We start from the raw sequence: 15,987 nt of genomic DNA on the forward strand, positions 1-15,987 counted from the left end.
CCGCAACCTATATTCCCCGGATGGGCGGGGCGGCAGCCGGGCGTTCACCCCGGCTGCCGCCCCGCACAACACCCATGTCAGCCGACCGCGTTGCGCCAGACGGTCACGTCGATCGTCATGTAGTCACTGGCCGAGTCCTCGGGGGAGTGGCTCTGGTACGTCAGGAGTGCCAGGTGTCCCGTGCCCGTGGTGATGCAGATCTGGCGTCCCTTGGAGAGCTTGTCCACGTAGATGTTGCTGGTGAACCGGGTCTCCGAACGGCAGGTCGCCAGTGACCCCTCCTGCCCCGGGTCGAGCAGGGCCAGGCGCCCGCCCTCCTCCTCGGCGTCGAGGTATCCGCCGGTGTCGTAGGAGAGTTCGTACCCGCCGTCCTCGCCGTCCTGGGGGCGGACATCCTCGTCCCCGAGCGTCAGGTGGTACCCGGCGGTGAGGTTGATGCCCGGGAAGTCGCGGGGCTCGGGGTCCGCCACGGCGGAGGGCTTCGGGTCGGTCGTGGTGTCCCCGCTCCCCTCCTCCGTGCTCGGAGACGAACTGCCCTGCTTCGGTGTGCTGTTGTCCTTGGGCGCCTCGTTGCTCTGCGACTTCTTCCCGTCGTCCTTGAGGAGGAAGTACGCCGTTCCGCCGCCCGCGACGCCGACGACGAGCGCGACGGCGATGGCGATGGCGGCGACCCGGCCGCCGCGCCGCTTCGCGGGCTGGGGAGCCGCCGGTCCCTGGGGCGGGAGGTGCCCCGGGTGCGTCTGAGCCTGCGCCGGGTACGCGGTGGGGTACTGGCCCGAGGCGTGCGTCTGCGACGGAGAGCCCGGCTGGTAGGGCTGCGCGGGCTGGGTGGGAGCGGAGTGCCCCTGAACCGGATACGGGGTCTGCGAGGGCTGCTGCGGGTTCTGGGGATACGGGGTCTGGGGCGCCTGCGGCGACTGGCCGGGCGGCGGAGTGACCGGCGGGCCGTACCCCGGGGGAGGGGTGCTCGGCGCCACCGGAGTCGTGGGCGAGTAGGCGACGGCCGGGGCGGCGGCCGGAGGCGGCGGGGTCTGGGCGGGTGCGGGCGCTGCCGCCCGTACGGTGATGTCGGCGGCCACCGGGCTCGGCAGCCAGTCCTCGGGGCGCCGCAGCACCGTTTCCGCGTTCGCGGTCTGGCAGAGCGCGATGACCTCGGCGACCGAGGGCCTGGCCTCCGCGTCCTTGGCCAGGCAGCGGCTGACGAGCTCCATCAGCCGTTCCGGGACACCGGTGAGGTCCGGCTCCTCGTGGACGATCCGGTAGAGCACTCCGTGCGAGGTCCCCTCACCGAAGGCCGGCGACCCCGTGGCCGCGTACGCCGCGACCTGGCCGAGCGCGAAGATGTCGGTGGCCGGAGTGACCCGGCGCCCCGCGGCCTGCTCCGGGGCCATGAACGACGGGGTGCCGATGGTGACGCCGCTGCCGGTGAGCGAGGTCGCGTCGGCCGCGTACGCGATACCGAAGTCGATGACGCGCGGCCCGTCGGCGGCGAGCAGCACGTTCGACGGCTTGAGGTCGCGGTGCACGATGCCCGCGCCGTGAATGACGTGCAGCGCCTCCGCCATGCCGGCGATCAGCAGCAGCACGGCGTCGACCGGCAGCGCGCCGTGCGCGACGACCGCGTCGGCGAGCGAGGGACCCGGCACGTACGCGGTGGCGAGCCACGGCTGCGCACCCTTGGTGTCGGCGTCGATGACGGGCGCGGTGAACAGCCCCTGCACACGCTGCGCGGACTGTACCTCCTGCGCGAACCGCCGCCGGAATTCGGGGTCTTCGCCGAACTCGGGCCGGATCACCTTGATGGCGACGGGCCGCCCGCCGGGCGTGTACGACAGGTACACCTTGCCCATGCCGCCCGCGCCGAGCTTGGCGGCGAGACGGTATCCGGCGATGGTGGCCGGGTCGTCGCCCGCCAGTGGCTGGAAGATCTGGGAGGCGCTGCCCCGGTGTGGCTGCTGACCGCTCATGAACTCGTAACTCCCCCGAAGAACGCTGTTGTCGACAGGGCACCTTACCCAAATCCGGGCGTCCTGCCGCCGCTCACGAGGTCTCTTCCCGGTTCCGTGCGGCTGTGTCGTACGGATGGCCGTCCGGGCCGTGTGGCGGGCGGTGGGTTCAGGCTGATGCGGAGAACGCGAACCGCACGCCCGTGGCCTCCTCCGACAGCTCCCACAGCCGCTGCCCGGTCCCGGCGTCGGCCGCCCCGGCGGACAGTTCCACCCGCGTCGGTGCGCCGCGCAGTTCCGCCATGCCGTCCGGCGGACACCGGGTGGCTGAAGTCGCCGGCGGCTGCGCTCCGTTCGAACCCGCGGCCAGGACGGGCACCGGCCCGGCCGTGCCCCCTGCCCGCCGGGAAGAGGCATGTCCACCACCCCGCGCGCGGAAGCGACGATTCCCGTTGCATGGCGGGAACGCCTGCTTGATCATGATCCGACGGCCGCCGGCGCAGCGGCGGCCTGTCAACGGACGGAAGGCCCTTCGTGCGCAAGCTCGTGTACTACATCGCCTCCAGCCTCGACGGCTTCATCGCCGGGCCGGACGGTGCCGACCCCACGGGACCGGACGGATTCTGGCCGATCCCCGAGGACTACATCGGGCACCTGATCGCCGAGTACCCGGAGACCCTGCCGGGCGCGGCCCGGGCCGCGCTCTCGATCACGGCGGAGGGCACGCACTTCGACACGGTCCTCGAAGGCCGGCGGTCCTACGAGATCGGCATCGCGGCCGGTGTCACCGACGCCTACCCGCACCTGCGGCACCTCGTGTTCTCCCGCACGCTGGGCGAGAGCCCCGACCCCGCCGTGGAGATCGTCGCCACCGATCCGGTCGCGCGGGTGCGGGAGCTGAAGCAGGAGGAGGGCAAGGACATCTGGCTGGTCGGCGGCGGCGAGCTGGCCGGTTCCCTGTACTCCGAGATCGACACCCTGATCGTGAAGCTCAGCCCGATGACCATCGGCGCGGGCATCCCGCTCTTCTCCCACAAGGCCACGTTCGACCCGACCGCCTGGACGCTGGCGGATCACACCGTCCTCGGCAGCGGGGCGGCGTTCCTCACGTACGAGCGCGCGACGACGGCCGTCACCCTCACTGACTGACTGACCGGCCCCCCCGCACCTCGCACCCCTGCACACCCGTACACACCCGCACGCCGGCCGACCGAGGCGATGGCCCCGGCCGGCCGGCGCTGCACGCTGCGGCGTTGCAGTGTCCGTGCTACGGCACAGCGTCAGGCCGCGGCGCAGGTGGCGCCGCTGAGGGTGAACGCGGCCGGGGCCGCGTTCGTACCGCTCCGGCTGCCGGTGAAGCCGACGGTGACCGAGCCGTTCGCGGCGATCGTGGAGGTGTACGACGCGGGGGCGACGCTCACCGAACCGCCGGTCTGCGTGGGGGTTCCGCCCCACATGTTGGTGACGGTCTGGCCGTTGGCGAAGGCGAAGCCCAGTGTCCAGCCGTCGATGGTGGTGGTGCCGGTGTTACGGATGGTGATCTCACCCTGGAAGCCGCCCGACCACTCGTTGACGACGCGGTAGCCGACGGAGCAGCCGACGCCCGGCGTGGTGCCGCCCTCCTCCGTGGTGACGCTCACCGTTGCCGAGCGTGCCGAACGGTTTCCTGCCGCGTCGCGGGCGTACACGGCGAACGTGTACGCGGTGTCGGCGGTGAGACCGGTGACGGCGACGCTGTTGGTGGTCGAGGCGGCGACGGTCGTCTCCGTGCTGCCGTTGACGCGGACGACGTCGTAGCCGGCCACGGCAACGTTGTCGGAGGCCGCGGCCCAGGTCAGCGAGGCGGAGGTGGCGGTCACCGTGGAGGCGGCCGGGGTGCCGGGTGCGGTCGGGGACTCGGTGTCCTCGGAGGTGCCGCCGCCGTAGACGGTGGCCTCGTGTGACGTCTGGGCGATGCCGTTGGCGCCGTGGAAGATGCGCTCACCCCACGAACTGAGCTGTGTGGGGTCGAAGCCGATCGTCAGGTCGAGGATCGGGTCGGTGTTGCCGCTCCAGGACCAGGCGATGTAGCCGAGCTTCAGCTCCTCGGCGGTGGCCATCATGGTGTCCTCGTCCGGGTCGCCGTACTGGTCGGCCGGACCACCGAACTCGCCGATCAGCAGGGGCAGTCCGGCGTCCACGAAGGCGTGGAGGTAGTCGGTGACCTTCTGGGCGGTGTTGTAGACGCTGTACATGTGGATCGAGAAGATCAGGTTGCCGGTGGTGTCGGCGTCGTAGACGGCCTGGGCGTTGTCCCGCATGACGCCCTGCCAGTCCTGGCCCCAGTTGGGCGCGTCCACCATGATCGTGTGAGCGAACCCGGCGCTGCGCAGCTTCTGGATCGCGGCGGTCGTGGGCGCGGTCCAGCCGGCCGGGTCGGTGTTGCCCCAGGGCTCGTTGCCGATGTTGATGATGACGTAGTCCTCCTGGCCGGCGAGGACGTCCTTCAGGCTGATCCAGTAGTCGGCGGCGTGATCCAGCGTGCCGGCGGCGGAGTCCTCTCCGTAACCCGTGGTGTCGTGGACCTCGAGTACGCAGATGAGCCGGTTGGCCCTGCACTGGGCGATGACGGCGGCCACGTCGGCGGGGCTGTTCTTGCTCCAGCGGAAGCCGTCGGAGAGAACGACGCGGACGGTGTTGGCGCCCGTCGCCTTGATGTCGGCCAGCGACTGGGTCTCGCCGGGGTACCAGGTGTGGGCATGGTTGACCCCGCGCATGACGAAGTCGTTGCCGTTGCCCTCGACCAGGCGGCCGTCGCTGATGTGCAGCCCGGTCGCGGCGACGCCGGCCGCCTGCGCCGGGGCGAGGCCGCCGAGGGCGAGGAGCCCGAGGAGGGTGGCCAGGACGGTCAGGAGGACGGTGACGGGACTCTTGTGCCTTGCGCTTCTCGCTGCGGTTATCGCTGTGCTCCGTGCTGTTCTCACTGCGGCTCCAGGGGGTGGAGGGATCAGGAACTGAGCATCGACAGACGTTCCTCGGCTTCATGGGAGCGCTCCCACGTTTGCGCGCTCCCATGAAGCCATCCAGTCAGGGGCACGTCAAGACATCGGACAGGTTCGGATGCGGGGGAGCGCGACTGCGTGTCTTCGATTCCGCAGTACGGTGCGGAAGTTGCGGGCGGTACGCCGGTGCCGTCAAGCCCGCCCGGGTGGGCGGCTCACCGCCCGGCGGACCTGATCCGCTCGGTGGCCGCCGCTTCCCCCGCCGCCCCGCCGTGCCGACGTCACGCGTTCACGTTCAGCGGCAGGAGCGCGACAACCGCCGTGGACGGACCTGCGGCGGCGGCCTCGTCCGGCGCGCACCCTCGACCGCCCCGGCCCTCCCCGCCGTGCCCTGGCGTGCTCAGCCCTGCTCTCAGATGTGGAGGTCGGGCGGAAACGCGGCCGAGCGGAGTTCTGCGGGCAGATGCCCGGTGTCGTTGTAGAGGAGCACGACGGCGGGCCGGCCGGGTTCGTACTTGATGACGGTCAGCGCGGCGTTGGCGTGGTAGAGCCCCATCCAGCGCCACTTCGGAGCGTCGAGGGCGGCTCGGACGAGCCAGCCGACGAGGAAGTTGTGCGTCACGAGCAGCTCATGGCGAGGCTCATCACCGTCCACGGGGCCCGTGAACCGGGCGAGGGCCGCCCGGGCCAGCTCCGGTCCCTGTTCGCGTTCTCCGGCCGGGAACTGGGCCAGGCGGTCGAGCATGGAGTCGGCCGGCTCCGGGGGAAGCTCGTGTCGTTGCGGCAGGTAGGGGATGTAGTCCCCTGCCGGTTCGGACATCTGAAGGGGTACGCCGTCGAGCTGCTCGCGGATCAGCTGAGCGGTCTGGGCCGCCCGGGGGAGCGGCCCGTGGTGGATGACCGTGAGCGGGCTGCGACGGAGCCGCTCACCCAGCAGGACGGCTTGCCGGCGGCCGATGCCGGTCAGCTCGCTCTCGTCCGGTGAAGCCTCTCCGTGCCGGGTGAGGTAGAGATAGCGGGTGGCTGTTCCGGTCATCGGGGCGAGATCCTCTGTCTGCATCGGTGATCCTGCGAGTGTCTGGACGGACGCGGACATACGCCGCGTGGTTCCCGCCGGGGACGAACGCAGCGCGCAGAGCCACCCGCCGCGCACGGTCGCCCGGAGACCCCGCACGACAGGGCTTGACGTTGCCCCCGGGGGAAGGGTCTACGTTCATCGCACCATGAGGATCAGTGAAGTCGCGCGGCGCGCGGGTGTGACGACGAAGACGGTTCGCTACTACGAGACGTTGGGGCTGATAGCCCCTGCCCGGCTCGCCAACGGCTACCGGGACTACTCCGAACACGACGCCCGCCTGGTGCGCGAGGCACGGGAGCTGAACCGCCTGGGGATTCCGGTCGAGCGAACGCGCCCCTTCCTCGAATGCCTGACCAACGGCCGGGACCACGCCGACGACTGTCCGTCCTCCCTGGCCGGCTACCGCGACGCCATCGACGACCTGACCCTGCGGATCGAGGAACTCACCGCCCGCCGGGCCGTACTGGCCCGGCACCTGCACGAGGCCGCCCACCGCAACAGCCGTGCCGCCGACGGATCCGGCGCCGAAGGGAACACCGTGAACCACCTGACCGATCTCCCCCCGGACCTCCCCGTCCCCGAGGACGACGGGGCGGCCGCGCACCTCCCGGGCCGGGCGGTGCCCGACATCGAGCTGCCCGACACCGCAGGGGGCACCGTCTCGCTGCACGCACTGGGGGAGGGCCGGTCGATCGTCTACTGCTACCCGCTCACCGGACGCCCCGACACCGACCTTCCCGAAGGCTGGAACAACATCCCCGGAGCCCGGGGCTGCACCAGCGAGGCATGCGACTTCCGCGACCACCACGACGACCTCGAGGCCGCCGGCGCGACCCACGTGTTCGGCCTGTCCAGCCAGAGCACCGCCTACCAGAAGGAGGTCGTGGACCGGCTGCGACTGCCGTTCCCGATGGTCTCCGACACCGGCTTCCGCCTGTCCGCCGTGCTCGGGCTGCCGACGTTCGACCTCGGCGGGACGCCCCTCTACAAGCGCATCACCCTCGTCATCCGTGACGGCCGGATCGAGCACGTCTTCTATCCGGTCTTCCCACCGAACACCCACGCCCGACAGGTACTTGGATGGCTGCGGGACAATCCGCTGTAGCCAGGTACACATGGACGTCGAGCGCCTCCTGAGGTGTCGTACGGCGACGTTAGGCTGTGGATCATGCCGGATGACTCCCCTCTCATACAGAGTCTGCGTACCGCGGTCGCCGCCGCGCCCGCCGATGTACCCCTGCGGCTCCACCTGGCCGAGCTCCTGCTGGATGCGGACCGGTCCGAGGCGGCTGTCGCCGAGGCGGCCGTGGCTCTTCAGCACGCGCCGGGCGACGTCCAGGCACGGGCCCTGATGGCCCGGGCGATGGGCGCACCGGCACCGGCACCGGCACCGGAGCAACCTCCGTCCCCGTCCCCGTCCCCGGAGCAACCCCCGCAACGTCCGCGCACGCGCCCCGGGTTCGACTGGAAGGCCGCCGAGGACCAGGTCGGGGACGCCGTGCCCCCGCGGTTCGCCGAGACGCCGGTCCGTGCGGACGGCCAGGACGATTCCGCGGACGCCGACGCGTGGGACGTGGAGGGGCCCGGCACCGTACGGCTGGCCGACGTCGGCGGCATGCAGGACGTGAAGGACCGCATGGACGCCGCCTTCCTCGCCCCGCTGCGCAACCCCGAGCTGCGCAAGCTGTACGGCAAGAGTCTTCGCGGCGGCCTGTTGCTGTACGGCCCGCCCGGCTGCGGCAAGACGTTCATCGCGCGGGCGGTGGCCGGTGAGCTCGGTGCCGCGTTCCTGTCCGTGTCCGTGAACGACGTGCTCGACATGTGGATCGGCAACTCCGAGCGCAACATGCACCAGGTCTTCGAGACCGCTCGCCGCCAGGCGCCCTGTGTGGTCTTCCTGGACGAGCTGGACGCCCTCGGCGCCAAGCGCAGCCGTACCGCGCACGGCGGCATGCGTAACGTGGTCAACCAGCTGCTCAGCGAGTTGGACGGCATCGACTCGGCGGCGAACGAGGGCGTGTTCGTGCTGGCCGCCACCAACGTGCCCTGGGACGTGGACAACGCGCTGCGCCGGCCCGGCCGCCTGGACAGGACGATCCTCGTCCTCCCGCCCGACGTGCCCGCCCGGGAGGCGATCCTCCGCTACCACCTGCGGGACCGGCCCATCGAGAACGTCGACCTGGGCAAGCTGGTCAAGATCACCGACGGTCTGTCCGGCGCGGACCTGGCCCACGTCTGTGAGTCGGCGGCCGAGCGGGCACTGCTGGACTCGGTGCGCACCGGAACCGTACGGATGATCGGAATGAAGGACCTGCTGGCCGCCGCGAACGAGGCCGTACCGTCCGCCGAACCGTGGTTCGCCTCCGCGCGCAATGTGGCGATGTTCGCCAATGAAGGCGGCATGTACGACGACCTGGTGGCGTACCTGAAGAAGAGGCGCAAGCTGTGACCACGACCCTGCACCCCGCCGTGGAGCGGGCCGATCTGCTCAACGATCTCAAGCGGTACGAGGAGGCCAGGGAGCTGCTGGCCCGGCGGCTCGCGGAGGACCCGGAGGACATCCGGGCCTGGGTCGAGCTCGCCCGGAGCCATGTCGAGGACAAGGAGGACGGCGCGAAGGCGCTGGAGGCGACCGAGCAGGCTCTCGCCCTGAACGCCGAGGACATCGGGGCGCTTCTCATGCATGCGCGCGCCCTGCGTGTGGGGGGCCGCTTCCCGGAGACCGAGGGGGTGCTGCGCGAGGTGATCCGCCTGGCCCCCGACTACTGGTTCGGATATGCGCGGCTAGCCGACTGGCTGTGGCGGATCAGGATGATCGGCTCCGGACAGGCCAACGGCGGCACCGCCAGGCGCGAGGACCTTGTGGCCGCCCTGCGGGAGGCCGACCTCATGGCCCAGGAGGCCATCCGGCTGGGGCCCGAGAAGGTGTACGCCTACGAGGTGGCGTGGCTCATCGCCGACATGTCGGCGAACCGGGGCGTCGCCGACCGGATGGACGAGGCCATCCTCCGGCTCGACCCGCAGCACGAGCTCGCCCTGGCCCGGTGGACGAAGAAGGCGGCGACCGCCCCCGGCGTCAGGGCGAAGGAGGCCGCCACCCTCTACTCCGACGCGCTGGCATCCGCTCCCGGTTCCGCTTCGATGCAGCGAGGCCTGGACGCGGCCTCGTACCGCCTCCTGCGCGGCGTCCGCTGGCTGGCCCTGCTCTGTCTGGCCCTCGCCGCCGTGGGCATCGACCTGTTCGCGACGGACGGGGAGACCCAGCGGGAGCTGCCACTGGTTCTCGGCCAGCGGCTGTGGGATCTCGTCCCCATGGCTGCCATCTGGGCCCTGGGCGCGCTGCTGCGGTACCGCCGCCTGCGCGCCGGTATCCGGGTCAACCTGTACTCGCTCATCCGGCGCCTGGCCTGGTCCCGTGTCGTCCTGGGGCAAGCCGCGTGGGCCATGCTCTGTGCGCTGCTGATCACCCAGATCCCCTGGACGGAACGCACGGTCCCGATGGTGTTGTTCTGGGCCGGTCTGGTGCCGGCACTGGCGACGATGTGGTTCGACCGGCCGAGGAACAGCTGAGCCGGGCAGGCATGAGGGAGTTGGAATGACAGTGACCGAGGCGTGCGTCATCTTCGATATCGGCGGCGTACTGGAGCTCACACCGCAGACGGGGTGGGTGCAACGCTGGGAGGAACGGCTGCAGTTGCCGCCCGGTACGGTGCACGAGCGGATGAGTGACGTATGGCAGGCCGGGAGCATCGGGACCATCGGTGAACGAGAGGTGCACCAGCAACTGTCGGCCCGCCTGCGACTCGACGCCGCCCAGGTCGACGCCTTCATGGCAGACCTCTGGACGGAGTACCTGGGCACGCCCAACGAGGAACTCATCGCCTATGCGCGAGGGCTCCGGGGAACGTGCGGACTGGGCATCCTGAGCAACAGCTTCGTCGGCGCCCGGGAGCGGGAGACGGCACTGTACGGGTTCGACGAGCTGGTCGAACAGATCGTCTACTCGCACGAGTTGGGCATCGAGAAGCCGGACCCACGCGCCTTCGAGGCCACCTGCGCCGCCCTGGGCGTGCAGCCGGAGAGCTGTCTCTTCATCGATGACGTCGCGGTCAACGTGGAAGCAGCCGAGGCAACGGGGATGCAGGCGCACCTGTTCGAGGACAACGCCCGGACGATCGCGCGGATCGCGGCCCACGTGACCGCGGCACGGAGGGGCGCGGGGCGTACGCCGGCCGGGTGACATCTGCCTGAACGGCATCAGCGAGGTGACCTCGCGGCATCCCGGCCCGTGCACGTGACGGGCCGGGCCGGCACTCCAGTTGACGAACCCGAGCAGGCAACAGCGCTGGGATCCGTCCCAGCAGCGCTGCCGGTTACGGAACCGCGCTGTCGAGCACGAGCTCAATCGGACGGAGCGGCCGGGGAGCGTATGCCGAGCCACTGCTCGGCGCCCCAGGCCTCGAACCGCTCCACCTCGGTGAACCCCAGCTTCGCCGCGAGACGCATCGAGCCGACGTTGGCGGTCTGGGTGGCGAGCACCACCGGCTCGCCGGGAAGCGCGCCGCCGAGCCAGCCGAGTGCCGCCGCGCACGCCTCGGCGGCGTACCCGAATCCCCATGCCCGCGGCAGGAACAGGTAGCCGAGTTCTGCCTTCCCCGCAGCAGCCCGGCGACCGTGCCCCGTTGCTCTCCTGAGCAGCACCTGGCCGATCATCGAGCCGTCGAGATCGACGACGAAGCTCCCGGGCCACCGCTCGGGCGCCTCGGGCATCTTGCGCTCAAGCTCGTCACGCGTCCGGGGGCCGCCGAGGTAGGTGTGCACTTCTGGCGAGGCGAGCAGTTCGATGAACGTCGCACGGTCCCGGGCCTCGGGCTCACGGAGCACGAGCCTCTCGGTCCTGATCGGGGCGGGTGGCCATGCAATGGGTCCGAGCTCAGTCATGCCGACCAGCCAATCAGCAGCCGCGGCAGCGATCAAGACGTGCGGAGGTGAGCAAGTGGCATGGCTCTGTCCACGAGAAGAACGAGCAGCAGACGTTCACCACTTCGGACTTCGGGAGGCGCCACTGTCCTGCGGTGTCCTATCTGCGGCCGCTCCGGAGCGTGAACACCAGCGCTCCTGACAGCTGGCTGAAAGAGGCCGACGCGTGGTGCGCGAGGTCCCCGAGGATCTCGCGCTCCACGCGCTACGGACGGCCGGCAACCGGACCACCGTGTGCCGGTAGGTGGCCACCTCGAAGATCATTCCGGTAGGAGCGCTCTAAGGAGTCACGAGCTCGGAGATTACTTCCGGGCTGAAGATCGGGACAAGCTGGCCGTCAGGGAACACGCACCACCTGCCGACCGTCGCGTCGAGCGCGGAGATTCCTCCCTGCTCCAAGCATTGCGTCTCGGTAATGGCTACGTTCGGATCCGGCGCTGCCGAAGCGGTGGCTGCGCCGAAGGCGCTCGCGCCCGCGAGAGTTGCTGTGGCAGCTGCGAGGCCCAGTATTCTGCGCATGCGCATGGCTCATTCCCTTCGAATCCCCGGGTCAGACCCTCCGGCTCCTTCAGGAGGGCTCCTTCTCTTCAGAATGGGTGGCAGCCAGCAGTTCCGCGAACGGTGACGGACAGGGACGCTGCGGCTTTCGGACGCGATTCGGAGACGCCGGGTTGGGTTCAGGTTGGGTTCAGCGGCCCTTCCTCATGTCCGGGGGCGCTCCGCCCCTCATTCTGCTCGGCATCACCGCAGACGAGCGCTGGGCGACGCAGCAGCGCCCGTCGGTGCGGTGATCCGCGCTGCACCAGTCCCCGCGCGAGGTCCATCCACAGCGCGGGGCCGGGGTGTTGTCCGTCGGAAGAGCGCCCTCGGCAGGAATCTCTCATCGCCGAATTCGGCGCGTTACGCAGGCAGTTCGCCCGAGCGGAAGGGCGAAGTGGCCTGCCGCTGTTCGCCCAGGCGGGCCGCGATCTGTGCCGCCCTGCCGGCGTCCAGCGGATAGGGAGCCCCGTACAGCATCTCGCCGGTGACCACGGCGGGGCCGGTGACCGGAGGCGAACCGTGCTCGGCTGCGAGTCGGCTCGCGTCGGGGTTGGGTGCACCCGGGTGGGCCCGGCCGGGTGCGATCTCGGAGTGCCAGAGGGTCAGGTCGTCACTGATCTTGGTCGACCGTATGTGCTCGGACCCCAGGAGGCGGCTCACCTCCTGGACGAGCTCCATCCCGAACAGGGAGGTCGGCACGTTCCTCACGTGTCCGTCTTTCATCAGCAGCAGGCGGTGCGTCCCGCTGCTGCTTTCCTTGCGGCGGCTGAAGAGTCCCATCCGGCGACCCTAGTGGCGTGAGCACGCCAAGCGGGAGGAGTCGGGTCGGCTGCCGCGTACGGACGCGGGCACGGGGCGGTCTCCGTTCCGTGACCGTATCGGTCGTCATTCGTGCCCCCGCGAGAGGTGCGCCGGTACATGGTGGTGAAGGGGTTTCATGCGTCGCAGACTGCTTCTTGTCCTTCTGCTCCTTCTTCCGTTGCTCGCCGGTTGCTTCGCGCCCGGCCCGCCGCGCATCGCGGCCTACCAGGATCCCGAAGACGCGTTTCGGGTGCCGTTGCCCGTGCCGACGGACGCCTCGGGCGGCTGGGCTCTGGTGAACCGCCGCTTGGGGATCATCGGGCAGGGCAGAGCGGTGGCGAGGATCAATGAGAACGGGAAGGTTCTCTGGCGTACGACACTGCCGGCGCAGTTCGCGCTCACCGGAAGGCCGGGGCAGACGCGCGCCGTCGCCAACCCGTCCGAGAGCGCGGTCACGCTCGTCGGCGCGGCCGCGTCCGGCCGGTTGCCGCTCATCGCGACACTCGATCCCATGACCGGCCGCTTCGTAGAGCTCGCCCGCCCCCCGGCCCGCACTCCTGGGGAACTGCGGCTCGTCACCGTCACGTGGACATCGGGAACGCGTCTGGCGGTGGCCGCTACGTGCCTGCCCGCATCCTCCTGCACGTTGACAGCCTGGGACACTGCCACCGGCAAGGTCCGGTGGAAGCACCGAACCCGCGGCCCGGCCGTCTTCGCCACGCCGTGCGGCCAGGACAGGACGGCGGAGGGAGGCGCGAACTACTACCGGCAGAGATGCGATCCGCTGGTCTTCGTCGCCGACGGCCGCCTCGTGACCCTCTGGGCCGGTGAGGACCGGCTCCGGTCAAGGCCCGTCGAGCTGTCCGGAGGCGACGTCGCGCAGGTGATCCCCACCCTTTACCGCATCCTCGTGGTGACAGCCCCGCACGGACCCGGCTGCCGTGCGCAGGCAGCGGCGTACGACCTCACGGCCGAGGCGGCCGCCCCGGTCTGGCAGCGCACCTTCACCTGGGACCAGCCCCAGGCCGCCGTCCACGGAGGCTGCCGCAGGGATGCGTCGATCCCGCTCCTCGTGGGCTATCGCCTGACCCTGCCGGACTCGGCGGGCGCCCTGGTCGGGGACGCTTTCCACGGCACGTTTCCCCTGCGCCTGAAGCCCGGCGAGTACCCCGTCGCCTACGGCGTCAGCGTGCTCGCCTATCGCGCGGACGGCAGTCACCGCGACCCGCAGCCCGCCCCGTCCACCACCCCCAGACGCCGCCCCGCAGAGCTCAACCCCACCGCGCAGGACCTGCGGCAGGGCGCCTGGTACGTCCCGGGGAAGGGCCGAAGGGGCGAGCTCATCGCGGTCGACGTCTACGGAAAGATCACCTGGCGACGCACCACCAGCGGGCCCCCGTTCTTCCTCACGGCCAACCGCCTCGTATACGCCCAGGGTTCGAGCCTCGCCGCGATCCGCACCTCGGACTGAGCGCCCGTGCGGGACCTGCCGCTCGCCTTCGCGCCGCTGTGGCCCGGCGCAGGGAGCACTGCCTACGCGCCGAGGCGGCAGATGACGAATCCGGGGAAGGCGTACCGTCCGAGCCGGTCGCCGTTCGCGCCGGTCTCGCCGTTTGCGCCGGTCTTGCCGATCTCGTCGATCGCTGCGCGGATGTCGTGCAGCTGGCCTGTGGTCATCTGCAACGGTGGCTCGTCCGGCTGGTAGGTGGTCAGGACCGGATAGTCCACACCGGGCTCGTTGGTCATCTCGATGTGGCAGCCGAGGATATGGGTCACCGGTCGGGTACCGGCGAAGGCGATCAAGCGGTCGACGGTTCTGCCGAAGGCGGCCCAGTCCACTACGTACAGCCGCCCGGGATACACCGTGTCGCCGGTGAGCAGAAAACCGGTGTGCGGGTCGTAGTACGTGACGGCCGCCTCGTGGTGGCCGGGCGTGGCGAGGCACTCCAGCACCCGTCCGCCGAGGTCGACCCGGGCCACCCGGTCGGGGGCGTCGTCGAATCCGAAGTACTCCCAGGCGCTGTCCAAGTCCGCCCGCACCACGGTCGTGTGGGGGCGGTCTGCGAACTGGGCGTCGCCCGCGATGTGGTCGCCGTGGGCGTGGGTGTGCAGGACGAGCAGCGTGTAGTCGTCCCGGGGGTGCTCGGCCAGCCACCGTCCGATCACTTCGTCGACGACCCGGCGCAGCGGAAAGAACTCGGCGGACTCGGTGGCTCCGGTGTCGATGAGCACGGCTCGGGCATTCCCGAAGATCAGGAACAGGAACGGCGCCTCATAATTGACCGCCATGTTCTGGCGCAGGATGAACGTGTGCTCGTCGTATGCGTGCACCTGGATGTCGGGATCGTTGTTGTGCTTTGCCGACGGCGATCCGTGGATCCAGTTGACGTCCAGTACGCCGGGCTCGGGCGCCGCGGACCCGAAATCGACGAGGTGCGTACTTCGGGCCATGACGTCTCCTGAGAGCGTCGTCTTGGCAGGCCGGGTACGGCGCACATCTCGTCCGGGGCAGGCGCTGACGCGCAACCGAGCGGAACCTACTACGCACAGAACCGGCTGATCAACCGTTCAGCGATCAGACAACCCTTACTCGGGCGGCCGCGGAACTCGGTCGAATGCACTGCAAGTCCCTTTCATAGACGTCTCCCAGAACATCTACGACCTGAATTCTGATGTCCAATACGGAGAGCTTCTCAAGAGCCTTGGGGCCGAGGGCCAGCAGCTCCGTACCTTCCTTCCTGACATTGGTCATCGGCACGGCCGCACCCGAACCGAGGTGCAGCATGAAGTAGTCGTCGCCCCCGTTGAGTCCCAGCGAGGCCAGCGATGCGATGGCTGTGGGCCGGGAAACCCAGCCGGAGGGGATGACGGCACTGTCCGAACACGCCGAGGATGCCTGGATCCGGTAGGCGATGGATCGCACCACGGCTCTGCCCCCGCCCGCATTGACCACGGAGACCGTCCTCAGCGAATCGGCCAGTTCGCCACTGCGCCCTCTGACCCCGGACCAACTCAGCACGGGCTGCATGGTCTGGGAGAGCTGAGCCCGCGTCACAACGATGCCGGCCAGGAGAGCTACTACGGCTGCGCATGTCGAGGCGTCCAGCACGGTGAGCCGCCACGGCCAGTCGTCACGGACGCCTGCGTTCAGGTTGGCTTTGACGATCTCCCAGGCCAGATCGACAAGGGCGAATACGAGTAACGCTCTGGGCCATCGCAGAGTCCTGCCGCTGGTCGAGATCCGCCGCTGGTCCCACTGTGACTCTTCCACGTGCCCTCCCGCATCCGCGTCACCCCACCATGCGGTGAGCTGCTTCCGGGGGCAACAGTGTCTGATCGGGAGGGTTTGGGAGCCTCGGCGGAGGAGGATGCCGTCGTGGTTTTGGAGCGGATGCCGACCGCGACCGGCTTACCCCACCACCCGAGCAGTGACCGGCAGCCCATGCAAAAGGCCCCGTTCCTGCCGCGGCAGGAACGGGGCCTTTCACATGGAGCGCTGGGCAGGCCTTGCACCTGCATCTCCCCGCAGGAAGCGGGGCATCTTTCCTTGGACGACCAACGCACAGGCAACCGCACCGCCGAAACGGTCCGCGCCCTCAAGATCAAATATAGCCCACGTTCCCGATGAAGGACCCTGCGGGCAAGGCGAGGTCACCACGAC

General features: G+C 70.1%; 14 protein-coding genes and 1 riboswitch. Of the genes, 6 read left to right on the plus strand and 8 right to left on the minus strand.

Features of this window, described 5'->3' with window-relative positions; all coding sequences use genetic code 11:
- Positions 1 to 77: 77 nt before the first annotated feature.
- Together ACIOEW_RS00695 and ACIOEW_RS00700 are read right to left on the minus strand one after the other, a co-directional pair.
- Positions 78 to 1,967: a protein kinase gene (locus ACIOEW_RS00695; RefSeq protein WP_401960147.1), complete on the minus strand. Its 1,890-nt coding sequence runs from the start codon at positions 1,965 to 1,967 to the stop codon at positions 78 to 80.
- Positions 1,968 to 2,115: 148 nt separating this feature from the next.
- A complete protein-coding gene (locus ACIOEW_RS00700) occupies positions 2,116 to 2,250 on the minus strand; it encodes a hypothetical protein (RefSeq protein ID WP_401960149.1) in 135 nt (44 codons plus the stop codon).
- A gap of 230 nt (positions 2,251 to 2,480) precedes the next feature.
- Between ACIOEW_RS00700 and ACIOEW_RS00705 the strand changes: the two genes are divergently transcribed.
- Complete coding sequence (locus ACIOEW_RS00705) at positions 2,481 to 3,095, plus strand: dihydrofolate reductase family protein (RefSeq protein WP_401960151.1); 615 nt, start codon at positions 2,481 to 2,483, stop codon at positions 3,093 to 3,095.
- Between the two features lie 131 nt (positions 3,096 to 3,226).
- On the opposite strand, the gene ACIOEW_RS00710 is transcribed toward ACIOEW_RS00705, so the two are convergent.
- Both ACIOEW_RS00710 and ACIOEW_RS00715 read right to left on the minus strand, forming a co-directional pair.
- On the minus strand, positions 3,227 to 4,909 hold the full coding sequence (locus tag ACIOEW_RS00710; protein ID WP_401960153.1) for a cellulase family glycosylhydrolase: 1,683 nt from the start codon (positions 4,907 to 4,909) through the stop codon (positions 3,227 to 3,229).
- Between the two features lie 430 nt (positions 4,910 to 5,339).
- A complete protein-coding gene (locus tag ACIOEW_RS00715; RefSeq protein ID WP_401961473.1) occupies positions 5,340 to 5,963 on the minus strand; it encodes a histidine phosphatase family protein in 624 nt (207 codons plus the stop codon).
- A 187-nt stretch (positions 5,964 to 6,150) separates the two neighbouring features.
- Here ACIOEW_RS00715 and ACIOEW_RS00720 point away from each other — a divergent pair, with 187 nt between their 5' ends.
- The 4 genes from ACIOEW_RS00720 (at position 6,151) to ACIOEW_RS00735 (ending at position 10,245) form a co-directional block, all read left to right on the plus strand.
- Positions 6,151 to 7,110, plus strand: a complete 960-nt coding sequence (locus ACIOEW_RS00720) for a MerR family transcriptional regulator (RefSeq protein WP_401960154.1) — start codon at positions 6,151 to 6,153, stop codon at positions 7,108 to 7,110.
- 63 nt (positions 7,111 to 7,173) lie between these two features.
- Positions 7,174 to 8,454, plus strand: a complete 1,281-nt coding sequence (locus ACIOEW_RS00725; RefSeq protein ID WP_401960155.1) for an ATP-binding protein — start codon at positions 7,174 to 7,176, stop codon at positions 8,452 to 8,454.
- Positions 8,451 to 9,575, plus strand: coding sequence for a tetratricopeptide repeat protein (locus tag ACIOEW_RS00730; RefSeq protein ID WP_401960156.1), 1,125 nt, complete (start codon positions 8,451 to 8,453; stop codon positions 9,573 to 9,575). Before ACIOEW_RS00725 ends, ACIOEW_RS00730 begins: the two co-directional genes overlap by 4 nt.
- Positions 9,576 to 9,606: 31 nt before the next feature.
- A complete protein-coding gene (locus tag ACIOEW_RS00735; RefSeq protein WP_401961475.1) occupies positions 9,607 to 10,245 on the plus strand; it encodes an HAD family hydrolase in 639 nt (212 codons plus the stop codon).
- Between the two features lie 161 nt (positions 10,246 to 10,406).
- Here ACIOEW_RS00735 and ACIOEW_RS00740 read toward each other — a convergent pair whose 3' ends face one another.
- On the minus strand, positions 10,407 to 10,946 hold the full coding sequence (locus tag ACIOEW_RS00740) for a GNAT family N-acetyltransferase (protein WP_401960157.1): 540 nt from the start codon (positions 10,944 to 10,946) through the stop codon (positions 10,407 to 10,409).
- Between the two features lie 939 nt (positions 10,947 to 11,885).
- On the minus strand, positions 11,886 to 12,305 hold the full coding sequence (locus ACIOEW_RS00745; protein WP_401960158.1) for a hypothetical protein: 420 nt from the start codon (positions 12,303 to 12,305) through the stop codon (positions 11,886 to 11,888).
- Positions 12,306 to 12,462: 157 nt separating this feature from the next.
- Between ACIOEW_RS00745 and ACIOEW_RS00750 the strand changes: the two genes are divergently transcribed.
- Positions 12,463 to 13,797, plus strand: a complete 1,335-nt coding sequence (locus ACIOEW_RS00750; protein WP_401960159.1) for a hypothetical protein — start codon at positions 12,463 to 12,465, stop codon at positions 13,795 to 13,797.
- A gap of 62 nt (positions 13,798 to 13,859) precedes the next feature.
- Here the strand turns inward: ACIOEW_RS00750 and ACIOEW_RS00755 are convergent, their stop codons facing one another.
- Together ACIOEW_RS00755 and ACIOEW_RS00760 are read right to left on the minus strand one after the other, a co-directional pair.
- Positions 13,860 to 14,777, minus strand: coding sequence for an MBL fold metallo-hydrolase (locus ACIOEW_RS00755; RefSeq protein WP_401960161.1), 918 nt, complete (start codon positions 14,775 to 14,777; stop codon positions 13,860 to 13,862).
- 11 nt (positions 14,778 to 14,788) lie between these two features.
- Positions 14,789 to 14,855: riboswitch (guanidine-III (ykkC-III) riboswitch) on the minus strand.
- Between the two features lie 46 nt (positions 14,856 to 14,901).
- The gene (locus ACIOEW_RS00760; RefSeq protein WP_401960163.1) at positions 14,902 to 15,597 is read right to left on the minus strand and encodes a hypothetical protein; all 696 of its coding nucleotides are present in this window, start codon (positions 15,595 to 15,597) and stop codon (positions 14,902 to 14,904) included.
- Positions 15,598 to 15,987: the final 390 nt, after the last annotated feature.

The organism is Streptomyces sp. NPDC087901, assembly GCF_044742205.1.
Lineage (GTDB): Bacteria > Actinomycetota > Actinomycetes > Streptomycetales > Streptomycetaceae > Streptomyces.

What these genes read in the sequence shown, in the direction of transcription:
- ACIOEW_RS00750 (WP_401960159.1), top strand. Translation starts at nt 12,463, where the DNA reads ATGCGTCGCAGACTGCTTCTTGTCCTTCTGCTCCTTCTTCCGTTGCTC.
- ACIOEW_RS00725 (WP_401960155.1), top strand. Translation starts at nt 7,174, where the DNA reads ATGCCGGATGACTCCCCTCTCATACAGAGTCTGCGTACCGCGGTCGCC.
- ACIOEW_RS00700 (WP_401960149.1), bottom strand. Translation starts at nt 2,250, where the DNA reads ATGGCGGAACTGCGCGGCGCACCGACGCGGGTGGAACTGTCCGCCGGG.
- ACIOEW_RS00720 (WP_401960154.1), top strand. Translation starts at nt 6,151, where the DNA reads ATGAGGATCAGTGAAGTCGCGCGGCGCGCGGGTGTGACGACGAAGACG.
- ACIOEW_RS00745 (WP_401960158.1), bottom strand. Translation starts at nt 12,305, where the DNA reads ATGGGACTCTTCAGCCGCCGCAAGGAAAGCAGCAGCGGGACGCACCGC.
- ACIOEW_RS00715 (WP_401961473.1), bottom strand. Translation starts at nt 5,963, where the DNA reads ATGACCGGAACAGCCACCCGCTATCTCTACCTCACCCGGCACGGAGAG.
- ACIOEW_RS00740 (WP_401960157.1), bottom strand. Translation starts at nt 10,946, where the DNA reads ATGACTGAGCTCGGACCCATTGCATGGCCACCCGCCCCGATCAGGACC.
- ACIOEW_RS00695 (WP_401960147.1), bottom strand. Translation starts at nt 1,967, where the DNA reads ATGAGCGGTCAGCAGCCACACCGGGGCAGCGCCTCCCAGATCTTCCAG.
- ACIOEW_RS00755 (WP_401960161.1), bottom strand. Translation starts at nt 14,777, where the DNA reads ATGGCCCGAAGTACGCACCTCGTCGATTTCGGGTCCGCGGCGCCCGAG.